Source organism: Rubellimicrobium mesophilum DSM 19309 (genome assembly GCF_000600335.2).
GTDB classification, from domain to species: Bacteria; Pseudomonadota; Alphaproteobacteria; order Rhodobacterales; family Rhodobacteraceae; genus Rubellimicrobium; species Rubellimicrobium mesophilum.
This window is the reverse complement of sequence record NZ_KK088571.1, coordinates 92,566-118,090: the sequence shown is the minus strand read 5'-3', so window position 1 is coordinate 118,090 and position 25,525 is coordinate 92,566. Positions and strand designations below refer to the sequence as shown.

Below are 25,525 nucleotides of genomic sequence, written 5' to 3'. Positions count from 1 at the left end.
TGGGTTGCAATGACCGCAAGGCCACGGCCTTGACCCATCGTCGCCCTCCCCTTCCTGCAACCGTCCCGGGCGTGTCGGGACTAGCCAGGACCTATCCGCCGTGAGTCTTCTCTTCTCGCCCATCAGCCTCCGTGGACTGACCGTTTCCAACCGCCTCGTCGTGACCCCGATGTGCCAGTACTCGGCCAGCGGCGGCCTTGCCACCGACTATCACCTTGTCCATCTCGGCCGCTTCGCGCTGGGCGGCTTCGGCACCGTGATCGTCGAGGCGACCGCCGTCACGCCCGAGGGGCGTATCACCTACGCCGACCTCGGCCTCTGGAGCGACGACCAGACCGCCCCCCTTGCCCGCATCGTGGACGTCCTTCACGCGCAGGGCGCCGCCGCTGGCATCCAGCTCGCCCATGCGGGCCGCAAGGCCGCCTCCCCTGTCCCCTGGCGCGAGGGCTTCGACGAGACCGAGGAGGAGAAGCCCCTGGTCGGCTTCGAGGACTGGCGTCCCGTATCACCCAGCGCCGTCTCGCATGCGCCCGAGTCGCCGGACTACAAGGTCCCTCATGCCCTGACGGCGCCCGAACTCAGCGCCTTGCGCGACGCCTTCGTAGCCGCGGCGCGCCGAGCCGAGACAGCGGGTTTCGATCTCGTGGAGGTCCATTCGGCGCATGGCTACCTCCTCCACCAGTTCCTATCGCCCGTCGCCAACAAGCGCGAGGATGAGTGGGGCGGCAGCCTCGAGAACCGGATGCGCTTTCCGCTGTCCGTGGCCAAGGCCGTCCGCGAGGCCTGGCCCGCCCACAAGCCGATGTTCGTCCGCATTTCCGCCCAGGACGGCATTCCGGGCGGCTGGACCCTGGAGGATAGCGTGGCCTACGCCCGGGCGCTCAAGGAGATCGGCGCCGACTTGATCGACTGCTCCTCGGGCGGCTTCGCTGGCGGGCAGTTCGCCTTGGGCCCATCCTACCAGGTGCCCCTCGCCCATGGCGTTCGCGAAGGCGCCGTCCTGCCCACCATGGCGGTGGGTCTCGTCACCAATGCCGGGGAGGCTGAGGCCGTGGTGGCCGAAGGCTCGGCCGACCTCGTTGCCCTGGGTCGGGCCGCGCTCGATGACCCGAACTGGCCGCTTCACGCCCGGCACGAGCTTGCGACCAGAGAGGACGCCTATGCCGACTGGCCGCTGCCCTCGGGCTATGCGGTGCGCAACATGGACCGGGCGCTCCACCGCCGCGGTTTCGCCAAGGCTGGCTGACCTCTCGTCAGCTCCGCTCTCCCGCCGCCAGCGCCAACCCCTCGGCCACGGCGGTGAAGGCAGCCGTCTCCACGGGCCGAGCGCGGGGGAACAGGTCGGCCATCGCACGGCGAATCGGGTCGAGAAGGCTCGAACCGCCCACATGAACCACATGGGTGACAGCCTCCGGCGCGACCCCGGCGTGCTTCGTGGCCCTCAGCGCTCCCGCGGCGATCGCCTCCGTGAGCGGCCCCAGGTCCCGTGCGAGACGCTCGGCGTCCAGCGGCGCGCCGAGCCCCGGCTCTATCACCGCCAAGTCGATCCGGCCCATGCCCCCATTGGCCGCGATCTTGCCCTCCTCGACCGCAAAGGCGAGGTCGAAGCCCAAGCCCGACTCCAGCACCGTCTGGAGCCGGCCTATCCGCTCGGGCCGCTCGGCCAGCCGCCACATCCGTGCGGCCTCGCGGGTCATTTCGGGGGTCTGGAGAAATCCGATCCGCTCCCAGGTCGCGAGGTCGTGGAAGGGTGCGACCGGCACCTCGTGCATGGCGCTCCCGATCTGGGCCTTCAGCCGCGTCCCCATCCCAAGGAGCGGCATCGCATGGGCTAGGCTCAACGCCTTGTCGGCGTCCGTGCCGCCCACCCGCACGCCCTCGCTCGCGAGCACGCGGGTCCGTCCGGCCTCCGCCGCAAAGACCGCGAAGTCCGAGGTCCCGCCTCCTATGTCCACCACGATCCCGAGGCCGTCGCGCACCCCGCAGGCGCGCGCCGCCGCTTCCGGCTCGGTGAGCCAGGCCACCTCCTCGAACCCGGCGATCCGGTAGGCCTCCTCGAGGTCCACCGCCGCCTGGACATCCCGTTCGTGCTCGGCGTGGAAGACCACGGGCCGCCCTGCGACGACCCGGTCCAAACGTTCGCCCGCGTCATCCTCGGCTCGCGTCCGAACCCGGGCCAGCACCTCGCCCACCAGTTCGACCAGCGTCATCCGCCGACTCAGAAGCTGCCGCCTCTCGCGCATCAGCGGCGTGCCGAGGACCCGCTTCAGCGCCCGCAGGAACCGTCCCTCGCGGCCGCCGACCAAGGCCTCCACCGCCGCGGTGCCGAACAGCATTCGCTTGGATCCGTAGTCGAGGAAGACCGCCGTCGGCACCGAGACGCGTCCGGGCTCCAGCTCGATCAGCCGGGGCCGGCCGTTCTCCAGGACCGCCGCTGAGGTGTTCGACGTTCCGAAATCCACGCCCAACCAGCGCGCCATGGGCTCCTCCCCCGCTCAGAGGGCGATGCCCCTATCCCGGACGGCCACCTCGGGTCAACCGCGCACTGAAGGCCATCACTCCTCGGAACGCCGTCCGATGCGCAAGGACGGGAGGCGACCGCCGCAGCGACTCCCGGCGCCTACGAGCCCGTCGAACCTAGCGGCCGGCACTCCATGTCAAGGCAGTCGGATGAGGCTGAGGCGGATGGCTTGGTCAGCTTTCAGAGCGACCTGCCATCAAAGGACCAAGCGGAGCAGGGATGAGCCTCGATCCAGCTCAGTAGCCCGTGCCTCTGAGGACTACCTTTATCGTCGCAGCCACGAGCTTGAGATCGGTCATGAACGAAAGCTCACGCTCGTAGGCGTCGTCGAACACCGCCCGATCGGCGAAGGCGGTCTCGTTTCGTCCATAGACCTGCCACATCCCCGTGATTCCGGGGCGAAGGGCATAGTAACTCACGCCCTTATAGAACACGCACTGGTCAGGCATCATCGGCCTGGGGCCGACGAGGCTCATGTCACCGATCAGGACGTTCCAGAGTTGTGGGAGTTCATCCAGCGATGACTTGCGCAGGATCCGGCCGATCCGCGTGACGCGCGGGTCGTCCTTGAGCTTCTGGGTCGTCTCCCACTCGCGTTGAGCCTGGGGGTCCGCGGCCAGATAGGCCGCCAGCGCCGCGTGGGAGTCGTGGCACATCGATCGCAGCTTCCAGCACATGAACTGGCGCCCGTTGCGGCCCACGCGCGCCTGACAATAAAATGGGCGCCCCCCATCGAACGAAATGATGATCGCCAGCAACCCGATGATGGGTAGAACGAAAGGGGCACACATCAAAACGGCTGCGACATCGAGAATGCGCTTCGGAAGCCCCCGGTATTCCAAAGGCCAGAGCGCGGCCTTGGCCGAGGCACCGGAGAGCCGGCCCAAGAGAGCTTGTCCTTGACTCGACTCCAGCGAAGGTCCGACGTCAGGTTCCGAGCTCGCCTCAATATTGGCCGACACTTGGCACCTCCTGTCTCAGATCACAGAAAACAACTTTTAAAGGCTCAGATCTTCTCTGAGCCAAGTTCATAGAACAACCATGCCCGCGAAGAGGCACCCCCTTCGCAGTCTTCCGTCGTAATTTTGCCACAATGCAGGTGCGGAAATCAACGACTGATTAGTCATTGCAACACCTGATCGCTGTCTTCCCTGAGTCGCCCTGGGCGGCTTGTACTCCCCTTGAGACCAGCCGCCCAGAGTGGTCCGCGACAATCGTAGTGCGAATATCGCGGCCGCCCAGCCGCGATCTTCTTCCCATCGGCGGCCAGCCCCAGCCTGCCCTCGACACGCCTGCCGGCCAGGGTGACCTTGGGCACCTCTGACAGGCAGCCCTGCTCCGTATGACCTCCTTCGGCCGCGCGGTGCCCGACGCGCATCGGGATGGCCTCGGAGACCGACGGCGTCATGGCGACCAAGCTCTCACTGCTCCTCCTCCTGGCACCAACGGAGTCCTCGCTTGCAGGTACCTCGCCCTGCCGGGCGCCTCGTAGGCTCGGAGGGACACCAGCACCCTGTCGTGGATCAAGCGCGCTTGTGTGTCGATTACCTTGATGCCTGCCAGGGATGCCGCACGAGATCCCAAGCTCCCGCTCACTTTCGGCCAGGCCTCGATCCTGCCTGCACACGATCACCCGGCCTCGTCACGTCGTCCAAGGCCACATCCCAGCAGCAATTCAGGCGTCTCGGGCTTCATCGGGTCTCTGGTCCCATGATAGCGTCCACTCCAACAACACCAATGCGATCGATGTATCTGAAAAACTATCTCGGAATGAGACCTATCAAGGGAGTCCATGAGGGGACTTGAGCGGGTGGTCGCAACCGAGCGCCTGAGGAATGGTGATCCGCCGAACCGAGTTGTCTGACCGGATCATGGATCGTTGGCAAATCCGAGGGAGTCTGACGTCAGCGGCGGCATCGACCCGGAGGACGTGAAACAAGGCGATTCGTGATGATCGCCCAAGTTTTGAAAGGCAACTCGGTTGGCAAGACTTTACGACAGCCGCAAGCGCATACTGGTGACCGGAGGCGCCGGCTTCATCGGCTCCCACCTCATCGACAGGCTCCTTTCCCAGGGGCATGAGGTCATTTGCGTGGACAATCTGTTTACAGGAACGAAACGCAACATCGAGCACCTGCACACTCATCCGCGCTTCGAGTTCCTGCGCCACGACGTGACGTTTCCGCTCTTCGTCGAGGTGGACGAGATCTACAACCTGGCCTGCCCGGCCTCTCCCATTCACTACCAGCACGACCCCGTCCAGACGACCAAGACCTCGGTCCATGGAGCGATCAACATGCTGGGGCTGGCGAAGCGCCTGAAATGCAAGGTGCTCCAGGCCTCGACCTCCGAGGTTTACGGCGATCCCAGCGTCCACCCGCAACGCGAGGGCTACTGGGGCCACGTCAACCCGATCGGCCCCGCTCCTGCTACGACGAAGGCAAGCGCTGCGCGGAGACCCTGTTCTTCGACTATCACCGCCAGCACAAGGTGGAGATCAAGGTGGCCCGCATCTTCAACACATATGGGCCGAGGATGCACCATGCCGATGGGCGCGTCGTATCCAACTTCATCGTTCAGGCCCTTCGCGGGGAGCCGCTCACCATCTTCGGAGAAGGCAGCCAGACGCGCTCCTTCTGCTTCGTGGACGACCTGGTGGAGGGGCTGATGAGGCTGATGGCGACAGGGCCCGACGTCACCGGACCGATCAACATCGGCAACCCGGGAGAGTTCACGATCCGGGAGCTGGCCGAGAAGGTACTGGCCTTCACGGGCAGCACGTCCCGGCTAGAGCGACGGCCGCTGCCGATCGACGACCCCAAGCAGCGTCGCCCCGACATCTCCCTTGCCCGTGAAATTCTTGGCTGGACACCCCTGGTGCCCCTGGACGAGGGGCTTGTCCGAACCATCCCTGCACTTCGGGAGCGGTTGGGAGAGTTGGACTCCTTGACCGCCACGGCCTAGGCGACTGGTCGCGCCGGACGATTTGAGCGGCCGGGAGACCCGCCGCTTGCAGGGGTCCGAAGGAGGGCGGCGAACGGATCGGGCGCTGCGCACGACGGGAGTTCAGTGACGACATGAGGCCGCTCCTGGCGAGAGCCTTGCCGAGGCATGATGGATGGTTTCCCAGCGCGCGAAGCGACGTGAACCGCGCCCCCCGACACTGCCCCCTGAGTTTTGACCGTCAGGCGCCCGAGCCGTATTGCGCCACATGATGAGACGGAGCCGATGTGTCTCTGGGCTCGGAAGCTCCGGAAACGAGGCGCGGCTCGCCACCAGTTGGAGACATGACTGCCCCGTGCGGATTTTCATCTTCGTCCATGGACTCGCAACCTGCGACCCTCGACCTGTCGACAACTGTCACCTTAGGGTTGTAGAGGTTGTTCGATGTCCAGGCCGACCTCGCCCGCCCACCCAATGGTTGGCAGCCGATACGATTTGCGCAGCAAATCCGTTCTGTGCTTTAGTTGTCCCAAGGGATGGGGTGAGGTTGTTGGGAATGTTATGGGCGCAGATCGGGTCGTGATCATCGGCGCCGGGCCGGCGGGCTTGACGGCGGCCTACGAACTGCAGAGGCGGGCACCTCGGTCCCATCCGGTCGTGCTCGAAGCCTCTCGGATGGTGGGGGGCATATCCCGGACGGAGGAGAGGGACGGCTACCGCTTCGACATCGGTGGACATCGGTTCTTCACCAAGGTGCCGGAGGTCGAGGCCATGTGGCACGAGGTGTTGGGCGCCGATTTCATCACCGTGTCACGGATGAGCCGCATCTACTATCGCGGCCGGTTCTACGCCTATCCACTCAAAGTACTGAATGCCCTGTGGAACATCGGCCTCTACGAGGCTGGGCGGATCCTGATTTCCTATCTCAAGTGGCAGATCTGGCCTCACCCGAAGGAAACCAACTTCGAGGAATGGACGATCAATCGTTTCGGCGGTCGGCTCTACATGCACTTCTTCCGGGCCTATACGGAGAAGGTCTGGGGCATTTCGCCGAGACGAATCCAGGCTGACTGGGCAGCGCAGCGCATCAAGAGCCTTTCGCTGATGAAGGTCATCCGGAATTCCGTGTTCGGCGGCACCGATGCGACCAGCTTGATCGAGAGGTTCCAGTATCCTCGGCTCGGCCCTGGCATGATGTGGGAGCGCGTGCGCGACAGCGTCATCGGACGTGGTGGCGAGGTTCGTCTTGGCGCCAATGTCACACGGGTGCTGTGGTCGGAGGATCGGGTCATTGCGGTAGGGATCGGGAAGGATTCGGTCGACGGGCAGCCTGCGTCGGAGGAACTGGTCGAGGGGGACCAGTTCATCAACTCGATGGCCCTGCGCGACCTGATCGAGGCCTTCGATCCTCCGCCCCCGGACGAGGTGAGGGATGCGGCCCAGCGGCTGCGCTACCGTGACTTCCTCATCGTCGCGCTGCAGCTCGATCAAGTCGACCCGTTTCCGGACAACTGGATCTACATTCACTCGCCCGAGGTGCTGGTCGGACGCATCCAGAACTTTCGGGCCTGGTCGCGCGACATGGTCGCCGATGAGAGCACGGCCTCGATCGGCATGGAATATTTCGTCAACAAGGGCGACCGTCTCTGGTCCATGCCCGACGAAGAACTGCGCGGCCTTGCCGCGAGCGAAATCGAGAAGCTGGGTCTGGCCGACGCCGCGAGAATCACCGGCTTCGCGGTGATCCGGCAGGAAAAGGCTTACCCCGTCTACGATGCGGAATACCGGGACGCCGTCGAGGTCATACGAACCTGGCTGCAGACGCTTCGGAACTTCCAGACAGCGGGACGAAATGGTCTTCATCGCTACAACAACCAAGACCACTCCATGCTGACGGCCATGCTCGCGGTGAGGAACATCTTGGGAGAGGAGAACGATCTCTGGACGGTCAATGTCGAGCGATCCTACCATGAGGAGTTCGAGACGAAGAAGGTCGAGTCGGGCCGACGAGTGCAAACCGTCTGATCCGAGCCGACTCCCGAACCAGGCAGCGCGCCGCATCCGAACCCCGGCCACAGCGTTCGAGCGCCCCGCGAGCGGCACGGGCGGGAGCCCCGGTCGGGGCGGCAGACCCGGCTCACGAGGGTGTCAGGACATGGATCCCCTGCAGCACACCTCAGGAACCTGGGTCAGCGATCTTGGACTCGTGGCCATTCCGTCAAGTCGTCGCTTCGTCGTCCACGCAGAGTTGCACCTGACTTGTGCAGTTGGCGGACCCTATTGCTGGTCGTGAGAAAGAGGCCGGCGAGCGCAGGGATAAGCCATATGACCCGGGACTGATAACGATCGACAGGCGCCGACAGGCCGCCGAAGATCGCCGCATTGATGAGGAGCCCCACGACCACGATCGCGAGGAGCTCCAGCTCATGACGGCCCAGCCGCCCCATGGCCCAGAGCAGCAGGATGACCGCAGCGGCCGCCCAGGTTCCAACCACCGTGACAGGGTCGAACGCCTCGACGATGCGGAGGCCCTGTGCGCCGGGCTCGGCAAAGATCAGGTCGCCTTGCTCGTCCCAGGTTGCCACGCTGATCTGGTCCGTGCCGACGCTCACGATCTGACGAGCCGAATTGCCCAGCAGCGACTCGGTCTGCTCGAGAGGATACCGACGAAAGGCGCTCAGGAGGATCGTGGATTCCTCGGCCCGAATCCCTTCGAGTTGCTCGGGCGTGAGCGAGCTGATGCCACTATCGCCCCACAGGAACTCCCCGATATCGGGAATGTCCTTGCCATAGACCTCACACATGACGAGCGCGGCATCCGGGCAGGCCTCCTCGAGATACCAGCGCGCGGGCCCGTCGGCGATGGAGCGCGCCAGCAGGACAGGCAAGCGCAGCGGGGTCGTGCTCGGGGTGTCGAGGACCAGGCTGCTGGCGCTCAGGTTCGCGAGCGGCGAGAAGAGAATGGGTATGAGCCCAGCGAGGATCACGCGTCGGGTCAGGCGTCGCCCGACACCCCTCCAGATCAGGACGAAACCAAACAGCCCGACGGCCAGTGGAACATGCCCGTAGTGCGCGATGATGGCGAAGGAGGCGATCGCTCCCAAGGCGATCTGCTGCCAGGTCCTCAGGTCATCGAAGCGCCGAACCAGGATCGCGGCGTAGATGACGATCGCTGCGGCCAGCAGGTCCGGCATCAGATAGACAGCGAACCACGGGAGCGTCGAAGCGGTCGCAAGGTACAGGAACGTGAGCACGAGCCTCCCGGGCCGGGTGATCGCCTCGGGACCGATCAGCGCGAAGGACGCCCAGAGCGTCGCCGCCGTCTGCAGGATCGCGAATCCCGCCGGCCAGATCGAGGCTCCGGCAACCAGGGTGAACAGCGAGTAGGCGAAGGAACGGACGACATAGGGCTCGCCCTTGTCGTTGACCATGCTCTGCGCCGATTCGCCGACAGCCTCCCTGATCCCCATGAGCGAACGAAGGAGATGCCGGCCCATCCGCCAGATGATGTCCCCGCCGCTGATGTAGGACAGGGTATCCGTGAAGACGAGATAGCCGCCAGTCGCCAGCATGGGCCAGGTCAGCGCCAGCGCCAGACCAAACGCGAGCAGGGCACCCCGAAAGGACAGAAGGGGAGCAGGGCCAGTCACGGCTCACACCGCACCAGATCTCCACGGTCCTGCCCGCATCGCGGATCATGCGGCAGGACAGTCCGACCCTCGACTGAGTCATATGAAGCCCACAAGGACGAGCTCGATCGAGCCAAGGCTGGGGAGCTCACTCGTGCATACCTTCGTCGTGGGAGGTGCAGGTGCGACTTTGCTTGAGGCTCGGACGGTCGTCAATCTCAGTGCAGCGACCCTGCGCCGAGGGCTTCGACGTCTTGGCCGGTCCCAAGGGTCGGCACTGTTCCTCGACCGTCCCTCATTCCTTGGAGGCATCGACGCGACGAATGGAAGCGGGCGCGCCGAGCCTGACCCCTTGATCAACCCCGCCCCGGCGCCGCCCTTGGAGCTGTCCTTGAACGTAGCCGAGGTCGGCCGCCGCATAATGCGCGAGGTGGTAGCCGATGCTCCTCAGCGCGAAACCGGGTCCTCCGGACATCCCGAGGAACGTCAGAAAGCGCGCATTCACAGCGACGAACCCACCGAGACAAGCTGGGAGCAGCCAAAGAGCCGAAGGGGCCGCCAGACCCGCGAGAAGGCAGAAGGGTAGAAGGAGCGTCAGGAGCCCGCTCACCCGATGCGCGCGGGAGAGGTTCAAGTCGCCCGCCTCCGTCCTGCGCTGCCTGAGAAGTTGCGTCCAAGGCACCGCTCGGCCCTTCCAGTCCGTCCGGAACATGGAAACCAAGGTCCAGTCCTTCAGATGCTTGCACAAGAGCGTCCGGTCGAGTCGGATCCGGCCGCCGGCAGCCCTGAGCCGAAGCCCGAGTTCCACATCCTCGATGGCTTCCCAAACCGGATCGAAGCCGCCTGCAGCCTCGAAGGCGGACCGCCGGACTGCGCCGAAACCCGTCCAGAAAGTGTTCGCCTCTGGCCGGCTGGTCTGGTGCACATAGTGGTGCAGGAGATTGCGGTAGCGACTGACGGGCCGCCGGCTTTCGGGGGCGTCATCGTAGGACCCGAAGATCGCGGCATGATCTTGGGAGGTTCGAAAGAATGCCTCGAGCCGATCACGGGCCCCCGGATGCACGAGAACATCCGCGTCCACGAACACGAGGATTTCGGAGGCGGTCGCCTCCGCCCCCGCGTTGCGCGCCAAGGCTGGACGTTGCGGCCGCTCGTGGCGGATCACGCGTATGCCGCACGAGGTCGCCACCTCGCTGGTTCCATCGAGGGAGCCATCGTCCACGACGAGGATCTCCTGATCGAGGAAACCGCTCGCCCGCAGGGCGGAGATGCAGCGCCCGATCTGATCAGCGGCCTGATGAGCTGGAACGACGACGGCAAAGGACGGACCCATGTCGGGCGAGCCGTCGTCCGCGTCGCTTGCACTGCTCATCCCCGTTCTCCCTGGGCGCAACCCATATTCGACGTTTCGCGACAGAAGGACCACCCCAATCGAAGCGGTCAAACCCCTGCTTCCCGGCGCTGAATTGCAAGGCTATGGTCTTTTCGGACGTTGCAATTCTGTCAATCACCGGGCCTGGCAAGCAACAGTACATGGTCGAAGTCTCTCTCACCATTATGGCTGTCCTTGTGGCTGCCGTCCTCGCGGTCTCGGCCTCGCGCCGGCTGCTCCTCTGCTATGCGGCCGCGATGCTCTATCGGCCCTGGAAGGCGATCTCTGCGAGGCCGCGCATCTGGATCGCATGCGCCTGCCGCAACGAGGCCCGGCGGCTTCCACGTCTGATCGCCTCTCTTGCCGCTCTGCCCTACGAGGGAGATCGGGTGGTGATCCTGATAGACGATGGATCCGCGGACGGCTCGGCCGAACTCATGCGCGACGCTGAGGCGATGCAGCCCGACCTTTTCCGCGCGGTGGCCCTGCCTTCCCCTCAGCGAGGCAAGGCGATCGCGCTGCGGGAAGGCTTGACCGGCCTCCCGATGTCTGATGACGACCTCCTCCTCGTCATCGATGCCGACCACCGGCTGGCGCCCGACGCTCTTGAGAACCTGGTCAAGTACTTCGCCGACCCCAGGGTCGCGGCCGTCGCCATAGAGCATCCGGTGGACCGCGCGAGCCGCTCGCTCGTTTCGGCCTACTGCTATCTCGAGGCGGCGGTGGGCGAGGCGGTGACGAGCCGCGGCCAGCACGCGCTCGGGTTGCCGACGAAGCTCGCAGGTTCCTGGGCATGTCGGCCAGCGACCTTTCGCAAGCTCTATCCTGAGAGATGGCAGTTCGCGGACGACACGATGTTCTCCGCTGCAATCTCGGCCGAGGGTGGACGCATCGCCTACGCGGCCGACGTGCGCGCGCTCCAGGACGTGCCTGACACGCTGGCTGGCTATCTGGCGCAGCACGTGCGCTGGTCCGCCGGATATGCCGAGTCGGCGACCAAGGCCCTGCTCCTTCGCGGGAGGGGCGAGAGCCTTGTGGCCTGGTTCGATTCGCTCGCCACCCATGCTGGCTATTTCGAGCGTCCGCTCCTCGTGGTTTTGGCCTTGTTGGCCCTACTTGGCTGGGTGGCGGGGACCTTGGTCCCCATCATCGTCGCAGCCCTTCTGGTCGGCCTCTATGTTCTTGTCGTCGGCCTGCAGATCGGGCTTGCGCTCCGCTTGTCTGGTGCGGACCGGCGGCTTGTCCTGATGAGTCTCGCATCCCTTCCGTTTCTGGCCGTCGACGTGACGATCTCGGTCCGCGGCATCGTGGCAGGATTGGTCGGCCAGCGCATCGTCTGGACCACGGAGCACCGGGGATGAGGGAGCCGTGGCGCCCAGCCCGCACCCACGAGCCGCCAGTCCTTGTGATCGAGCGCCGCCGCGGCATCGGGTCACTCGGATTGGACGAGCTTTGGCTCCATCGGGAGCTCGTCGCCTTCTTCGTCTGGCGGGACTTCAAGGTCCGTTATCGGCAGACGGTGCTGGGGGTGCGCATGGGCGTTGCTGCAGCCTCTCCTGACCGCCACCGTTCTGACGCTCATCTTCGCCCGCCTCGCCGGCGTCGCCACGGACGGGGTTCCCTACCCGCTCTTCGTGCTGGCGGGCCTGATCCCTTGGCAGTTCTTCTCCCACGGGGTCAGCACGGCCGCGACGAGCTTTGTCACGAACCAGGAGCTTGTGCGCCGCGTCTACTTCCCTCGCCTCGCTCTGCCACTCGCAGCCGTACTGTCGGGCCTGATCGAGTTGCTGGTGCATCTGCCGCTTCTGGTGGCGGTCTTGATCTTTTATGACTGGGTGCCGTCCGTCCGCCTCCTTCTGGTCTGGGCGCCGCTGCTCCTCGGGCTGGCGGCAACGCTCGGCGTGGGCCTCATCCTGTGCGCCGCCAATGCCCAATACCGAGACGTCGGCCACGCCCTGCCCTTCGCGCTTCAATTTGCCCTGTTCGCATCGCCCATAGCCTACCCGAGCAGCGCGCTGCCCGGCGGTTGGCGGATGATCTACAGCCTCAATCCCATGGTCGGGGTCGTGGATGGGCTTCGCTGGTCCCTCTTCGGGACTGCCATCCACGCACCCTCCTTCGCGATCTCGGTCGCCTCAACCTTCGTTGCACTGGGGATGGGGGCCGTCTACCTCCGGCATACGGAGCGAAGTCTGGCGGACATCCTGTAGGAAGGGCGCGGGCATGAAGCACCTTGCCATCCGCGCCGAGCACCTGGCCAAGTCCTATATGGTCGGGCGAGAGCGCAACTCGTTTCCCACCCTCCGAGAGGGTCTCGCCTCCTTTCGGAGCCGTCGCCGGACGGTCTCCACATTCTGGGCGCTTCGCGACGTGTCGTTCGATGTTCAGCCCGGGGAGGTCCTGGGCATCATCGGCGCAAATGGGGCAGGCAAGAGCACCCTTCTCAAGATCCTGTCCCGCATCGTCGAGCCGACCTCGGGCCGGATCATCGCGCGCGGGCGCGTAGGCGCTCTCCTCGAGGTCGGAACAGGGTTCCACCCCGAGCTCACGGGGCGCGAGAACGTCTTCCTCAACGGCGCGATCCTCGGCATGTCCCGCCGCGAGACAGCGGCCCGCTTCGAGCAGATCGTCGAGTTCTCGGGCATAGAGCCCTTCATCGACACGCCCGTGAAGCGCTATTCGAGCGGCATGTACCTGCGGCTGGGATTTGCGGTGGCCGCTCATATCGACCCCGACATCCTGATCGTGGACGAGGTCTTGGGCGTGGGCGACGCAGCCTTCCAGGCCAAGTGCTTGGGCCGGATCGGCGAACTGGTGGGCGAGGGTCGCACGGTGCTGATCGTGAGCCACCAGCTCGCGGCGATCCAGAAACTGTGCAGCCGCGCCATCCTGATCCGGGAGGGCGTCGTGGCCATGGATGGAACACCGACGACCGTCATAGGCGAGCATCTCCGGATGCTGCAGCGCTGGGCCGACGAGCCGATCCATCTGCGCACGGAGCGGAGCGGCCGGGGCCATGTCAGGGTCGAGGCGATCCGCATCCAAGGTCGCGCTGGTCCAACGCTGATCTCGGGCGAGCGAGCCTGCTTCGAGTTCCGCGCCAATGGCCCCACGGACCGGGTCCGCTGCGCCTTCACGATCTATGACGTGTTGGGTCAGGGGGTCACGTCCTTCGACACCGGCAATTCGGCGCCTCAGGACGTGCAAACCGGCGCCAGGTCCCAGGTCTTCTGCTGCGAGATCGACTCGCTCCCCCTCCGTCCGGGCCGCTACCGGCTGAACGTCGCCCTCACGGCAGGCGACGGCGTCATCGAGGACCGCTGCGAGGGTGCACTCGTCTTCGACGTGCAACCGGGCCTCGTAGCAGGGCGAGAGGCTGTCGAGGCACCGGGCTTTGGCCACGTCGAGATCGCGCACAGGTGGGTGGCGGCATGAGGGCTCTTGTGGCCGGGTGGTTCAGCTACGCGGACGGTCACGCCACGGGAGGCGACCTCCTCGCGCGCGACGTGCTCCTGGATTGGCTACGCGAACAGGACATGCCCGCCGATGTGGCCGTGGCCCCGCCCTTCGAGGATGGCCTGCCGCTGAGCGATGTCGATCCGGCGATCTACAGCCATGCCTTCTTCGTCTGCGGCCCCTTCAACCATGGCGCACTCGAGCGCGACTTTCTCCTGCGCTTCGCCCATTGCCGGCTGGTTGGCCTCAACCTGTCCCTCGAGCGGCCCCCGTCGCAGTGGAACCCCTTCGATCTCGTGATCGAAAGGGACAGTGCCGAGGGCGTGAATGCGGACATGGTCTTCGCCAGTCGGGCTACCCTGCCCCCGGTCGTCGGAGTCTGCCTCGTGGAGGCCCACGACGAGGCCGACACGGACGCCGCTCACAGGGCGATCGGCGCCCTGCTCGATCGGCACGAGGCGGCGCGGGTCGCGATCGACACGCGCCTCGACCAGAATGAGATGGGCCTGCGAACGCCGGGCGAGATCGAGGCGCTGATCGCACGCGTGGACATCCTTGTCACCACGCGGCTGCATGGCCTGGTCATGGGATTGAAGCGGGGGGTCCCGGTCCTCGCCGTCGACGCCGTGCGCGGCGGTGGCAAGATCACGAGGCAGTGCCGCCACATCGGCTGGCCGCATGTACTCGGGCTTTCCGATCTCTCGCCCGAGCGACTCGACCAGGTTTTCGAAGCGCTTCGGACGCGCGAGGCGCAGGAGCTTGCGATGCTTCGTGGTCGGCGCGCAGCCAATGATGCAGAGGCGATTCGGGACCGCCTCGTCGAGGCCCTTCTACCTGGCGGGGCCATCGAGCGCGCCTATGCGCAGCGGCAGAGTGGCGCGGGCATGGCGGCCTTCCTGGCCGGACTTCCACCGCCACCACAGCCGGAGCCTCCGCCACGAGGCCTCAGATCACGGCTGGCGCGCTACTTGCACGGAGTTCATGGCATCGCCGGGACGTAGCGGCTGAGACGCCGCAAGCGACGCCGGACGGCCGTCAAGGCCCCACCGTCGCAATCGGCCTTGGCCGCAGCGAGCGCCTGGAGCAAGCGTGGATCGGCACCATGGTCCTGCACGTAATCCTGGAGCCAGTCGAGAAAGGCTCTGCGCGCGGCATGGGGCCGGGTGGGGTGATAGTCTCCTGAAGCAATGGCCGCCGCCGAGGTGGATAGAGGATGCTGACGATAAAGAGCATCGCTTCCTGTCCCGACGCGGGTCCGGCCATTGAGCATCAGCTTCGCCCAGAGTGTCTGGTCTTCGTAGAGGCGAAACCTTTCCTCGAACCCTCCGACAGCCTCAACCGCAGTCTTACGCATCAACACGCCGCAGGTGGAGGGCACATCGCCGCGCTCTCTGAGAATGACGCGAATCAGCAAGTGTGGTGGATCGTAGCTCCGGTCGGTCCGCACGCCAGGGCGCTCGGTCCAATCGCGCCCCAGAGCACCATCATGAACCCAGCGGGTAGAGCGGTACAGCCAGGCGACGCCGGGGTCTGCGGCAAGGGTCGCCAAGTCGTGGGCAAGCTTCTCGGGCAGATAGGTGTCGTCTGCGTCGAGAAGGGCGATCAGCGCCCCGCGCGCAGCCGCGATGCCCCTGTTGCGAGCCGCTGCGGCACCACGCCGACGCGGGTCCGGCGGCAGGTAACGAATCCTCCCAGGTTCGGCGTCAACATATCGGTTCGCGATGGCAGGGCCTTCGTCGCTCGATCCGTCGTCGACAAGGAGCAACTCCCAGTCGGGGAAGGTCTGGGCCCGCACGCTCTCGACGGCTTCGGCAAGATAGCGTTCGGCGTCGAGGAAAGGCGTGATAATCGAGACGCGAGGCATCGCCATCAGCCGCGCCCCAGCGCGAAGCCGGCCATGGCCCTAGCTTGCCGCAACCGGCAATCGACCCTCGCAGCCAACAGCGACAACCAAAGATCCCTCCGGCCCGGATAATGCGCCCGCAAGTAGCCCCCCACCCAGCGGTGGAAGCGAGCGAGCGCCGCCAGTTCCCGCAGGGGGTGGACTTGCGAGGTCGAACTTCGGGGATGCTGGCGATACCAGGCCCAGACACGGTCGTCCACGAAGCAAGGCGCCGCGAGATGGGTCTTCACATAGAAGACCTGATCCTCGAACAGCGTGCGGAACTCGTCCTCGAAGCCACCCACTTGGTCCGCCAGAGATCGGCGAAGGATGGCATTGTTGGTCGTGGGGGCTTGCGCCCGGTTCCGCAACAGGAGCCTGTAGAGAACCGGCGGGTCATAGGAGCGACCCGGCTCCACCCCCAGATCCAGGAACCCGTCTCGATCCGCCGCTTCCGGGTTCCAGCTATGCCAGAGCATCGTCCGGCCATAGAGCATCCCGCATCGCGGCTCGGCGTCCAGGATCGCCACCTGTTCGGCAAGCTTCTGCGGGAGCCAGACGTCGTCACCATCGAGGAAAGCGACGTAATCCCCTCTTGCCTCGGCCAGTCCGCGGTTGCGGCTCGCGCTCATGCCCCGATTCTCGCCGCCGGGATGCGTCACGACGCGGATACGGGGGTCCTGCGCCGCGACTGCATGGGCGATCGAAGGGCTCGCATCGGTGGAGCCGTCGTCCACGAGTATAAGTTCCCAATCGTCGAAGGTCTGCGCCCGGACGCTGGCGATGGCCTCGGCCAGGAAGCGCTCCTCATTGAGGAAGATGATGATCGCGCTTACCCGAGCCATGCAAGCGTCCGCAGGAAACGCGCGTCCGGCCAGTCCTTGACGTCGATCCGTGGCAGCGCGAACCGTCGCCCCCAGTCGTTGGCCCACCCAGCCTCGACGCTGACCGCGTGGTCGAAGCCGAGCGAGCGCGCGACGCCGATGGTGGTCTCGTCGTAGTCGCCGAATGGATAGGCCAGCGAGGCAAGAGGCTCTCCGGCGATCCGCTCCACCTCCGCCCGGCTGGCCGCCAGTTCCTCGCGCTGCCGCTCGACCGTGAGCGAGGGCAGCGACGGGTGCGTCACGGTATGGACCCCGAGACTCACCAGCCCGCCATCGGTGATCGAACGGAGCTCGTGCTCCGTCATCACTGGCGCATAGGGGATCGGCGGGTCGCCATAGGCACGAGCCACGGCCCGCATGATCGTGGCGCGCTCTTCCTCCGGCCGAAGCCTGACCAAACGCCAGAGAGCCATGTGCAGGGCGCTGCGGTCTCCTTGCTGGCGTGCCAGCTCGACCTCCGGCGATGGGACAGGCAAGTCCATGGCCTCCGGAAGGGCTTGATCTCCCAGGACCAACTGCGCCAACTCGTCCCACCAGTAGCCGCGCTCCGATCCGATCGTGCCCGAGACGACGAAGACCGTCGCGGGGACGCCGTGCCGGACCAAGCTCGGCTGGGCATTCTCCAGCACGTCGCGGTAGGCATCGTCGAAGGTCACCGCCACGGCCCCTGGCGGCCTCCGCCCGGCCCGCAACTCAGCCGTCAACCATCGGAGTGGCACGGGCCTCCGCGTCTGCGCGAGAAGGGCCATCTGCCGCTCGAAGGTTTCGGGCCGGACCGACAGGCCCCAGGGATCGACCTCCGTCTGGGCGACCCGATGATACATCAGGATGACGGGATCGGACCGACCAGCCAGCCATCGAGCGACCCCGCCGAGCCGACCAAGGGCCGCCCGCATCCTCAAGCTTTACGGGCCCGAGCTGTCACGATGACGGGATAATTCGGGTCCGCGACCGCGAACTCCTCATCCGTCAGCTCGGACGCGGCCAAGCCGTGGAGGAAGGCGGTCGCGACCAGCACATTGCCATGCGTCTCGACCGACACGTTCTCGACTTGGAAAGCATCGCTGAGAAGGCGGCCCAGGGAAGCGGCGGTCAACGACCAGAACCATGTGCCTCCCCACTCTCCCTGGTCCACACTGCTCACGCCGGGAACGGTGAGGAGGAGCACGCCTCCGGGTGCGAGGATGCGACGGATGGTACGGATGGCGGCGGGCATGTCGTAGATGAGGTGCAGCGTCTGCGTGAGCACGATGCAGTCGAAGGCATTGTCGGGCAGCCCGGCGCCATCGGCGAGGTCGGCGACGTAGGTGACGCCAGGAGCCTCCGGATCGACGTGCAGCACTTCGCTCGCTGTCACGCGGTCGCCGCCGAACCTCAGCGTGTAGGCATTGTCGCCAACTTCGAGCACACGGCCACGGATGTCGCCCGCGCTCGTCGTCAGGAATCCTTCGATGTAGCGGCGGTCGACCGGAAGCCCCCGGTCGAAGCCGAACCAAGGGCTCACGGGCGTTGTCCTCCGAAGCTGACCCCAGTCAACATGATCGACCGGCCGCTGCCGCGCGTCGGTGCGGATCGCCGCCCGAATACGGCTCAGAATTTCCGACATGACCACCTTGCCCATCGTCCACGGGACCGCGCGAGTCATGCGTAGCCAGCTTCGCAGGACCCGTCCAGCAGGCGCCTGTCCGCGGGCTGCCTTCAGGATGTCGGCATACTGCTGGCGCGCATAATGCACCTTCCAGGCTGCGATGCCCTGCCGACGCGCAGCCGCCCAGTCCGGCCGGCCAGCGAGGTGCGGCTCCTGCGCGGCCAGCACGCGCAGAGCGGTGCGCATCATCATCGGATGATCCGACGACATGTTGCCGCCATGCTGCCGGTATTCGGCCAGCAGGCGGCCCGTGGCGAGAATCGGTCCCCGCCGGGCCATGCGCAGATACAGCTCGTAGTCCTCGCAGGCGCGGAAGTCGGGGGCGAAGCCTCCCTCCGCCAGCAGGGCGGAGCGGCGATAAAGCACGGTGGAGTGCATCCCGATGCAGTTGCCGCGGAGAAGAGTCGCTACAGGGTCCTCGCCCAAAGGCGGCATGACGATCTGCGGCAGCGGCGTGCCGTCCGCCTCGATGAAACGCCAGCCGCCAAAGGCCATGAGGGCTCCCGGCTCTCCCTCGAGCTGCGCAAGGTTGACGGCGATGGCCTCGGGCATGAGGCGGTCGTCCCCGTCCAGGAACAGGATCATGTCGCCAGTCGCCGCGCGCAGCCCCGTGTTGCGCGCAGCCGCCAGACCCATGTTCTCCTGCCGGAGGAGAGTCAGGTCCGGATGCCGGGCGAACAACGCGGAATAATCCCGGTGCATGCCGTCCTGCACGACGATGATCTCGTCCGCCGGTCGGGTCTGCGCCCGGATGCTCGCGATGGCCTCCGAGATCAGCGTCGGGTCCTCCTCGTAGATGTTGATGACCGCCGAGACCCGCGTCATGTGACGGTCACCGGATAGCCTGCAAAGGCGAGCCAGGCGATCGTGCGTCGCCAGCCCTCGTCCGTGGGCATGATCGGCTCGTAGCCGAGCACTCTGCGCGCCTTCTCCCAGTTCGGGACGTGCGTGGCGCGATGAAGGAGCGCCATCTCCAAGTCGGCCTGGGGTCCCGGCGGTCTCGCTTGCGGCAGGGCGCCCGAAGCCGCCCAAGCGGCCGCCAGCCCCATCCGGAGCGGCCTCGGCAGGGATTCCAGCGCACGCTGGACCGAGCGGGACTGTCGCCAGCCGTCGACCCGTTCTTGCAGCGTCGGTGGCGTCTGCTCGAAGTCGAGCGTCGGAATGGCCTCGATCGACATCCCTAGGGCCGTGGCAACCCTCGCGGTGAAGGTCCGCCAGCTCGGCGTCTCATGCTCTCCGATCAGGAACGCCTCGCCCGCGACCCCAGGAACGGTCGCGGCCAGTCGCACGGCATGAACGACATTGTCCACATGGATGGCGTTGCAAACCCCCCGGCCAGCGTCCACCAACCCGGCCCGTCCACCCAGCAGGGCGTCGGCCAGCCCTCCGATCCATTGTGAGCGCGGCCCCCAGACGATGCCCGGCCGCAAGGCCACCGCTTCAACCTTGCCTCGCTCGGCAAGCTTGAAGAGGCGCCGTTCGGCCTCGCGCTTCGCGAGGTTGTAGGGCAGGCGCTGGTCGCGCGGCAATGGCGACCCCTCATCGGTCCCGGCGGTCGGCGATTGGCCATGCACCATGGCTGAACTGAGGTAGACAAGGCGTCGGCAGCCCGCCGCCGCGGCCGCAGTGTAAACCGGCTCCACGGACCCGATGATCGTCGCGGAGTCACCGGCCACGGCGTGGACCACGACCTCACAGCCGTCGAGCGCCTCTTTCAGGCGCTGATGGTCCATGGCATTAGCCACGCGGCCATCGAGAGCGAAGCGGGCCGCGAGGGCCAGCCCGCTTGCGCGGCGTGCCACAGGCCGGACGGGCCACCGGAGGTCAAGGTTCAGGACCTCCACCATGCGATTGCCCACGAAGCCGCCGGCGCCAACAACGGCTATTCGAGGGCCAAGGTCAGCCATGGGCCGGTTCCAGCCACGGCATGACCATGGGCAGGCGGTCTCGGTAGGCCCTCTCGATCAATCTTACCACCGTCAACGCCTCGCGGCCTTCCACGACCGGGGAGGGGCACCCGGCCATCCGCTCAAGAACCGCGTCGAGCATGGCGCCGAAACTGTCCAGAAAGTCACCATCCTCGGGCCCGGTAAGCTTCAGCGCCTGCCCGTCCCGCGTGGTGACCGTGACATGGCTGATGTCGTCGGGCCTCCAGCGCAACATCGCCTGGTCAAACTGGACGGTGATCTCGTTCGGCCGCTCCCAGTCGCGCGTCAGACGCAGGACGACCGGCACGTTCCCGGCGCGGAGTCGCACGAGCGCATTGGCCTCGACTCCGCCCATGGCATCGTCCTGCATCTCCAGCAACTCGAGCTCGCCCAGCCAGTCGTGGAGAAGGTCGAGCAGGTGGGGCCCAAGGTCGGCCAAGACCCCTCCCCCCGACAGGCTTCGCGTGAAGTATCCCGGTCCCGAGACGGGCCACCGGAACGGTCCCCCTTCGAAGACATCGACCGAGTGGACCGACCCGAAGAGCCCACTCCGGACGATCCAGCGCGCGATGCGGCTCGATGGGTGCCAGCGGCGGACCAGCGCCACCGCAAGGAGTCGACGCGTCCGTTCCGCTGTCACGACCATTCGTTCCGCCTCCGCCCCAGTCAGCGCCATGGGCTTCTCGCAGAGGACTGCTCGGCCTGCCTCGAGTGCCTCGATGACCTGCGCGGCATGAGTGGCCGGTGGGGCTGCAACTATCACCAGATCGGCAGGAAGCCCCACGAGATCCGTGAAGACGGCGCAAGGGCGGGCTGAAGGGAAATGGCGGTCGACCACTGCACGCATCCGGTCGGGCGACGGGTCGTGCACGCCGATGACGCGCAGTTGGCCATCCAGCTCCCGACGCTGCAGCAGCGGACCGTAATATTCGTTGACCACCGCCCCGCAGCCCGAGATCACCACCGATGGGAGCATCACGTCGGCCCTCCCGGATGGGATGGCGAAATGGGACCGAGGAGCAGGTTGTAGACCGCCCGGAGCAGGATCGCAGGATCGCGGGACAGCCGCAGGGCCGCCGCGGCCTGAGCCCGTCCCGCTGACCGATCCCCACCTCGCGCAAGGCTCCAGCCGGTGTCCAGCGCATGACGAGCGGCGGAGCGGCGAGCCGCGCGGACGACGTCCCCTGCCTCGGATGGCGGCAGATGGGCAGCGAAGAGGTCTATGGCCTTTCCCGCATAGGCCGCCTCGGCCGCATCCCGAAGGTTGCGGCCCGTGTTCGACGCGGCGTGCATCCGATAGACCGCCAGGGGCTCATGAACGTGCCCGATGGCGAAGCGGGCCGCGATGCGGACCCACATCTCCCAGTCTTCCACGCAGCGCAGCTCAGGATGGAACCCGCCCACCGCCTCATAGACGGAGCGGCGCACGCAGATGGATGGCGTCATGATCCTTTGTCGCTCCGCCAGGAACCGGGCCGCGTGCAGGACCCGGCCCTCGGGCGCCTCGATGGCGCTGACTCCGGTCCAGTTTCCGTCGCGATCCATGAAGATCTGACGGCACCAGACGGCGCCCACCGAAGGATCCGCGAAGCCCTTCTCCATTGCGGCATAAAATCCAGGGCGGACCATGTCGTCGCCATGGAGAATATGGACGAGTTGCCCCCTGGAAAGGCGGATGCATTCGGTCAGGTTGGCCGGCACGCCGAGATTACTCGGCTGCTTGTGCAATCGAACCCGCCCGCCACGTTCGGCCACCACACGTTCGATGTCATCGCGCGAGGCATCGTCCACGACGACGATCTCCATGTCGTCGGGCGGCAACGCCTGCTTGAGCACGGAGTCGATCGCCCCTGCGGCCAGATGCGCGCTTTCATAGGTCGGGATCATGACCGACCAGCGCGGCGAGGCGGCCGGTTCCGCGATCGGAGGGATCGTCGGAACCTCAGCCTTGTCGATCGTCACAGCGATGCTCTCCGACGCAGCCAACTGCGCACCTCCAGCGAGAACGCTTCGGCGAGACCTCGGAACTGACCGCGGGGCCGATAGCTGCGAGCCTCCCGAAGGCACCGGCGCGCGAGATCCGTTCGGCCCTGATCCAAGTAGGTCCGTGCCATGTCGAGGAAATACCTGCCATGACCCGCCCGAAGGTCCTTGTCGTGCCTGAATTCGGTCCCTTCGTTCACGATCCGGTAAAGCATCTCCATGGTTTCGAGTTTGGTCAGGTCCGACTTCGGCGAGAACGCACCGCCCGGATGGAGCCTGTAGACGCCCATCGCTTCGGGCAGGAAGGCGATGTCGCCCTTTTCGGCGAAGAGGACATAGAGGGGCCAATCGGTGATCATGCCGCCGACCTGGCAGTACCAGTCCGGAATCCGTGGCACGCAAGCCCTCCTGAACATGCTCCCGCAGGTCGCGAAGGGGTTGCCCTCCCACAGGTCGGCCAAGCCGAGCCTCGCCTTCAATGAAGGATCGGTCCACAGACCTCCGAAACGCGTCGTGCCCGTAGAGACCACTGCATTATGAAAGCAGAGACTAAGGCTGGGATCCGCGTCGAGGACTGCCGCTTGTCGTGCAAGCTTGTCCGGCGAACTCCAGCAATCGTCGCCGTCCAGCAGGGAGACGTATTTGCCTCGTGCCGCATGAAAGCCGCGCCTTACGGTCTCATTGCTGCGCAGGTTCTTCTCCGAGAGGAGCAAACGGACGACCGAGGGGAACCGTTCTTGCCAGCGCTTGACGATTTCGTGGGTTCCGTCGGTGGACGCATCCTCGCTGATTATGACTTCGAAGTCATGATCGGTCCTCTGACCCAGAACCGATTCAAGTGCCTGATCTATGAACGCAGCATGGTTGTAGGTGACTACGACAACAGAGGTCTTGGGCGTCATGGCTCTCGGACGATACTCGCTGGCAAGCCTTTCGGGAACTCCCATCTTGCCAACTCACTGTAGAGCGACCCTGAGCATCGGGGCGCACGACTCCGGTCTCGGCGGTGCTGCAGGCCTCCAGTGGGATCACGAGGTCCTTTTAGCTCCTCGCCAAAGGAAGTCCCTGGTCGTGACAGTAATGGTCTGGTCGTAACGATCGGCACTCCGGCGATCGATCTGGGTCCGAGCAGACTCGCCGTTCGAAGCAGTTGGATCATGTCAGATGGACGAAGGTGCAAGCCGATGACCCGTCATACGGCTTCGGTCGTACCGCCAGCACTGGAACGAAGATCACTCGCGACACGAAGCAAGTTAGCAGGATGTTCTAGACGTCCACCTGGTAGGGCGTCGGACCTCACGCAGGCTCGCATCCACCGGCATAGTTGTCATCGCGCCTCTCCAAGACAGGCCCGTGAACCTTCTGCCAGACTAGTGGCCTTCCAAGTTGGGTGCCTATTTCCAACAGGGATAGCCAGCCACAGGCCGGCGGACCGGTCCGCCGGGGGCGTGCGGTGGCCGGTCCCGCCCCCTTGGGGCGAGCCGGCCCGCCGCCGGTCAGAGCACGAAGTCGCCGGCGTCGAGCCCGCCGCCGCCCCGGACCAGGATCGCCAGCTCGGGCCGCGCGTCGTCGTCGACGTTGAGCTCGACCAGGACCCCCGCCCGCACCTCCCGGAGCCGGATCTCGCCCGCCCCCCCGCTCAGGTGGTCCTCGCCCCGGCCCCCCATCAGCACGTCGTCGCCGCCCCAGCCGCGCAGGTGGTTCGCCCCCGCGTCTCCAAGAAGGCGATCATCAGTCGCCTCTCCAGTCCCTTGGAGGCTGGCCGAACTCGTCTTTGCGAGAGCCGAAGACAGGGTTGCGGTCGCTGTCCCCGAGAAGACCGGCGTGATGCCTTCAACGACGAACACGTTGTCCTGGTAGTCGTAGTTGATGCCGGTGTAGTCCTGGAGGATGAGATAGGTGTTCGGGATTGCCACGCCGTTCATATCCACGGCCTGGAACACGCGGACCGTGTAGCCGTCGGGCACCGCCTTGCCGCTCGGGTCGAACACGTTGCCGTTCTTGACCGTGTAGCCCGGATAGCGGGCGTCGAGCTCGGCCTGGGTCGGCGCGCCGGTCCCGGTCGGATTGAGGTTGGGATCGGTGGAAAGGCCGGCGACGGTGAAGCCGAAGATGTCGTTGCCCGTCCAGGCATCCGGAACCGTCGTGTTGGTGAACGTACCCGTGGCGAAGGTCCCGTTCGGCCGCAGTGGCAGGATGGACTGGTTCTGGAGCGGATCGTGATAGGTGATCTGGACCGCCGCGCTCTTGGATCCCGGATTGTGGATGGTGAGCGCCGCCCCGGCCGGCTTGTGGAGGCCGCAAGCTGAGTGACCTTGGCTGAGGTGACCCCGTCGGCCAGCCGCCAGTAGGCAGAGAGCACCTCCGTCTCGTCCGCCGGCAGGTAGACATCGTAGAAATTCAGGGCCGAGAACTCGCCGCCGTTGTTGAGAGAGAGACCCTCGATGAAGTTGCCGAAGCCGAACATCTTCCAGATCTCGTTGGCGTTCGGCTCCCAGCCGCCCTCGTCGCGCTGCTGCCAGAACGCCTCGAGGTTGACCTTGGCGATCGGACTGTCGGCGTCGTTCGTTCGCAGCGTGAGCGCGCCCTCGACGACGCCCGTGACGGTCTGGGCTTTCGGCGTGTAGGCGGTGCGGTCGAAGAGGACGGTGACGTCGACCGACTTGCCGGCGCCTAGCGTGAGGCCGGTGAAAGCGGCCGGGTTGGCCAGCTTGAACGGCCCGGTGAGCGTCGATTCCAGGAACTGGAGAGGCGCGGTGCCGGTGTTCGAGATGGTGACGACCGCGCTGTCCTTGTAGTCGCGCGGTGTGCCGGGAGTCACGGACTCTGGGTTGTCGATCCAGTTGAAGTGCAGACGGTCGGCGTAGAAGGCCGCGTCCTTGCTCTTGACGGCGATGTCCGCGTTCGGGTCGCCCCCGGTCGATATGGTCACTGTCGCCGAGGTCGACGCGGTGTTGTTCGCATCATCCTTTACGACGAGGTTGGCCGTCACCGTGCCGGCTTGGCTGCTGAGGTCGCGCGTGAAGCGGCCCTGCGCATCCAGGGTCACCGCCTCTGCCGTACCGCCGTTGAAGCTGACCGTGATCGTCTGGATGTCGCTGTCGAGGCCGTTGACCTGGAAGACCACCGCCGCCGGGTTGGTCGAGTTGACCACGGCGAGCGCAAGGTCATTGCCCTCGTCAGCGGTCGTGTCCGCAGGCCCGACATTGAGAGGCGTGATCTTGACGCTGTCGATGTTGGGGCCGGCGCCGCCGCGTTGGGCGAGGGTGATGGTGTTGA

At 65.9% G+C, this 25,525-nt stretch carries 20 protein-coding genes and 1 pseudogene; 7 read left to right on the top strand and 14 right to left on the bottom strand.

Going from position 1 to position 25,525, the window contains the following annotated elements:
* Positions 1-100: 100 nt before the first annotated feature.
* A complete protein-coding gene (locus RUMESO_RS11170; RefSeq protein WP_037280230.1) occupies positions 101-1,246 on the top strand; it encodes an NADH:flavin oxidoreductase/NADH oxidase in 1,146 nt (381 codons plus the stop codon).
* Between the two features lie 7 nt (positions 1,247-1,253).
* On the opposite strand, the gene RUMESO_RS11165 is transcribed toward RUMESO_RS11170, so the two are convergent.
* Together RUMESO_RS11165 and RUMESO_RS11160 are read right to left on the bottom strand one after the other, a co-directional pair.
* Entirely contained in the window at positions 1,254-2,480 is a 1,227-nt protein-coding gene (locus RUMESO_RS11165) for an Hsp70 family protein (protein ID WP_037280229.1), read from the bottom strand.
* A 277-nt stretch (positions 2,481-2,757) separates the two neighbouring features.
* Positions 2,758-3,408, bottom strand: coding sequence for a sugar transferase (locus RUMESO_RS11160; RefSeq protein ID WP_245639238.1), 651 nt, complete (start codon positions 3,406-3,408; stop codon positions 2,758-2,760).
* A gap of 1,094 nt (positions 3,409-4,502) precedes the next feature.
* Here RUMESO_RS11160 and RUMESO_RS11155 point away from each other — a divergent pair.
* A pseudogene (locus RUMESO_RS11155) lies at positions 4,503-5,485 on the top strand (UDP-glucuronic acid decarboxylase family protein).
* 558 nt (positions 5,486-6,043) lie between these two features.
* Positions 6,044-7,489, top strand: a complete 1,446-nt coding sequence (locus RUMESO_RS11150; RefSeq protein WP_245639237.1) for an NAD(P)/FAD-dependent oxidoreductase — start codon at positions 6,044-6,046, stop codon at positions 7,487-7,489.
* A gap of 164 nt (positions 7,490-7,653) precedes the next feature.
* Here RUMESO_RS11150 and RUMESO_RS11145 read toward each other — a convergent pair whose 3' ends face one another.
* A complete protein-coding gene (locus RUMESO_RS11145; RefSeq protein WP_156362902.1) occupies positions 7,654-9,114 on the bottom strand; it encodes a hypothetical protein in 1,461 nt (486 codons plus the stop codon).
* Between the two features lie 274 nt (positions 9,115-9,388).
* On the bottom strand, positions 9,389-10,465 hold the full coding sequence (locus RUMESO_RS11140; RefSeq protein ID WP_051521249.1) for a glycosyltransferase family 2 protein: 1,077 nt from the start codon (positions 10,463-10,465) through the stop codon (positions 9,389-9,391).
* Between the two features lie 104 nt (positions 10,466-10,569).
* Between RUMESO_RS11140 and RUMESO_RS11135 the strand changes: the two genes are divergently transcribed.
* The 4 genes from RUMESO_RS11135 to RUMESO_RS11120 all read left to right on the top strand — a co-directional run bounded on the left by RUMESO_RS11135 (position 10,570) and on the right by RUMESO_RS11120 (position 14,922).
* Complete coding sequence (locus tag RUMESO_RS11135; RefSeq protein ID WP_082483874.1) at positions 10,570-11,826, top strand: glycosyltransferase family 2 protein; 1,257 nt, start codon at positions 10,570-10,572, stop codon at positions 11,824-11,826.
* Between the two features lie 99 nt (positions 11,827-11,925).
* Positions 11,926-12,675, top strand: a complete 750-nt coding sequence (locus RUMESO_RS11130) for an ABC transporter permease (RefSeq protein WP_082483870.1) — start codon at positions 11,926-11,928, stop codon at positions 12,673-12,675.
* 13 nt (positions 12,676-12,688) lie between these two features.
* Positions 12,689-13,900 carry an ABC transporter ATP-binding protein gene (locus RUMESO_RS11125; protein WP_037280223.1) on the top strand — a complete coding sequence of 404 codons (1,212 nt, stop codon included), beginning with the start codon at positions 12,689-12,691 and terminating at the stop codon, positions 13,898-13,900.
* Positions 13,897-14,922, top strand: coding sequence for a polysaccharide pyruvyl transferase family protein (locus tag RUMESO_RS11120; RefSeq protein WP_156362898.1), 1,026 nt, complete (start codon positions 13,897-13,899; stop codon positions 14,920-14,922). Before RUMESO_RS11125 ends, RUMESO_RS11120 begins: the two co-directional genes overlap by 4 nt.
* Here the strand turns inward: RUMESO_RS11120 and RUMESO_RS11115 are convergent.
* From RUMESO_RS11115 to RUMESO_RS25735, 10 genes are all read right to left on the bottom strand, one after another.
* On the bottom strand, positions 14,901-15,791 hold the full coding sequence (locus RUMESO_RS11115) for a glycosyltransferase family 2 protein (RefSeq protein WP_051521246.1): 891 nt from the start codon (positions 15,789-15,791) through the stop codon (positions 14,901-14,903). The two genes, RUMESO_RS11120 and RUMESO_RS11115, sit on opposite strands and share 22 nt — an antisense overlap.
* Positions 15,791-16,648, bottom strand: coding sequence for a glycosyltransferase family 2 protein (locus RUMESO_RS11110; RefSeq protein ID WP_051521245.1), 858 nt, complete (start codon positions 16,646-16,648; stop codon positions 15,791-15,793). Before RUMESO_RS11110 ends, RUMESO_RS11115 begins: the two co-directional genes overlap by 1 nt.
* Entirely contained in the window at positions 16,636-17,436 is an 801-nt protein-coding gene (locus RUMESO_RS11105) for a polysaccharide deacetylase family protein (protein WP_281177556.1), read from the bottom strand. The genes RUMESO_RS11110 and RUMESO_RS11105 overlap by 13 nt, the downstream gene beginning before the upstream one ends.
* A gap of 149 nt (positions 17,437-17,585) precedes the next feature.
* The gene (locus RUMESO_RS24215; RefSeq protein ID WP_082483866.1) at positions 17,586-19,160 is read right to left on the bottom strand and encodes a bifunctional glycosyltransferase/class I SAM-dependent methyltransferase; all 1,575 of its coding nucleotides are present in this window, start codon (positions 19,158-19,160) and stop codon (positions 17,586-17,588) included.
* On the bottom strand, positions 19,157-20,242 hold the full coding sequence (locus RUMESO_RS11095; protein WP_037280221.1) for an NAD-dependent epimerase/dehydratase family protein: 1,086 nt from the start codon (positions 20,240-20,242) through the stop codon (positions 19,157-19,159). Before RUMESO_RS11095 ends, RUMESO_RS24215 begins: the two co-directional genes overlap by 4 nt.
* Entirely contained in the window at positions 20,235-21,239 is a 1,005-nt protein-coding gene (locus RUMESO_RS11090) for a Gfo/Idh/MocA family protein (protein WP_245639248.1), read from the bottom strand. Before RUMESO_RS11090 ends, RUMESO_RS11095 begins: the two co-directional genes overlap by 8 nt.
* On the bottom strand, positions 21,239-22,225 hold the full coding sequence (locus RUMESO_RS11085) for a glycosyltransferase family 2 protein (protein ID WP_051521242.1): 987 nt from the start codon (positions 22,223-22,225) through the stop codon (positions 21,239-21,241). Before RUMESO_RS11085 ends, RUMESO_RS11090 begins: the two co-directional genes overlap by 1 nt.
* Positions 22,222-23,148 (bottom strand): glycosyltransferase family 2 protein, encoded by a 927-nt coding sequence (locus RUMESO_RS24210; RefSeq protein ID WP_169791162.1) that lies wholly within the window; start codon positions 23,146-23,148, stop codon positions 22,222-22,224. The genes RUMESO_RS11085 and RUMESO_RS24210 overlap by 4 nt, the downstream gene beginning before the upstream one ends.
* 594 nt (positions 23,149-23,742) lie before the next feature.
* On the bottom strand, positions 23,743-24,237 hold the full coding sequence (locus RUMESO_RS25740) for a hypothetical protein (RefSeq protein ID WP_037280218.1): 495 nt from the start codon (positions 24,235-24,237) through the stop codon (positions 23,743-23,745).
* Positions 24,168-25,525: COG1361 family protein (locus RUMESO_RS25735; RefSeq protein ID WP_037280217.1), on the bottom strand; the 1,358-nt coding region annotated here is incomplete at its 5' end. The genes RUMESO_RS25735 and RUMESO_RS25740, both read right to left, overlap by 70 nt.

What these genes read in the sequence shown, in the direction of transcription:
- RUMESO_RS11165 (WP_037280229.1), bottom strand. Translation starts at nt 2,480, where the DNA reads ATGGCGCGCTGGTTGGGCGTGGATTTCGGAACGTCGAACACCTCAGCG.
- RUMESO_RS11090 (WP_245639248.1), bottom strand. Translation starts at nt 21,239, where the DNA reads ATGCTCCCATCGGTGGTGATCTCGGGCTGCGGGGCGGTGGTCAACGAA.
- RUMESO_RS11125 (WP_037280223.1), top strand. Translation starts at nt 12,689, where the DNA reads ATGAAGCACCTTGCCATCCGCGCCGAGCACCTGGCCAAGTCCTATATG.
- RUMESO_RS11095 (WP_037280221.1), bottom strand. Translation starts at nt 20,242, where the DNA reads ATGGCTGACCTTGGCCCTCGAATAGCCGTTGTTGGCGCCGGCGGCTTC.
- RUMESO_RS11135 (WP_082483874.1), top strand. Translation starts at nt 10,570, where the DNA reads ATGGTCTTTTCGGACGTTGCAATTCTGTCAATCACCGGGCCTGGCAAG.
- RUMESO_RS24210 (WP_169791162.1), bottom strand. Translation starts at nt 23,148, where the DNA reads ATGACGCCCAAGACCTCTGTTGTCGTAGTCACCTACAACCATGCTGCG.
- RUMESO_RS24215 (WP_082483866.1), bottom strand. Translation starts at nt 19,160, where the DNA reads ATGACGCGGGTCTCGGCGGTCATCAACATCTACGAGGAGGACCCGACG.
- RUMESO_RS11120 (WP_156362898.1), top strand. Translation starts at nt 13,897, where the DNA reads ATGAGGGCTCTTGTGGCCGGGTGGTTCAGCTACGCGGACGGTCACGCC.
- RUMESO_RS11140 (WP_051521249.1), bottom strand. Translation starts at nt 10,465, where the DNA reads ATGAGCAGTGCAAGCGACGCGGACGACGGCTCGCCCGACATGGGTCCG.
- RUMESO_RS11110 (WP_051521245.1), bottom strand. Translation starts at nt 16,648, where the DNA reads ATGGCTCGGGTAAGCGCGATCATCATCTTCCTCAATGAGGAGCGCTTC.
- RUMESO_RS11115 (WP_051521246.1), bottom strand. Translation starts at nt 15,791, where the DNA reads ATGGCGATGCCTCGCGTCTCGATTATCACGCCTTTCCTCGACGCCGAA.
- RUMESO_RS11105 (WP_281177556.1), bottom strand. Translation starts at nt 17,436, where the DNA reads ATGGCCCTTCTCGCGCAGACGCGGAGGCCCGTGCCACTCCGATGGTTG.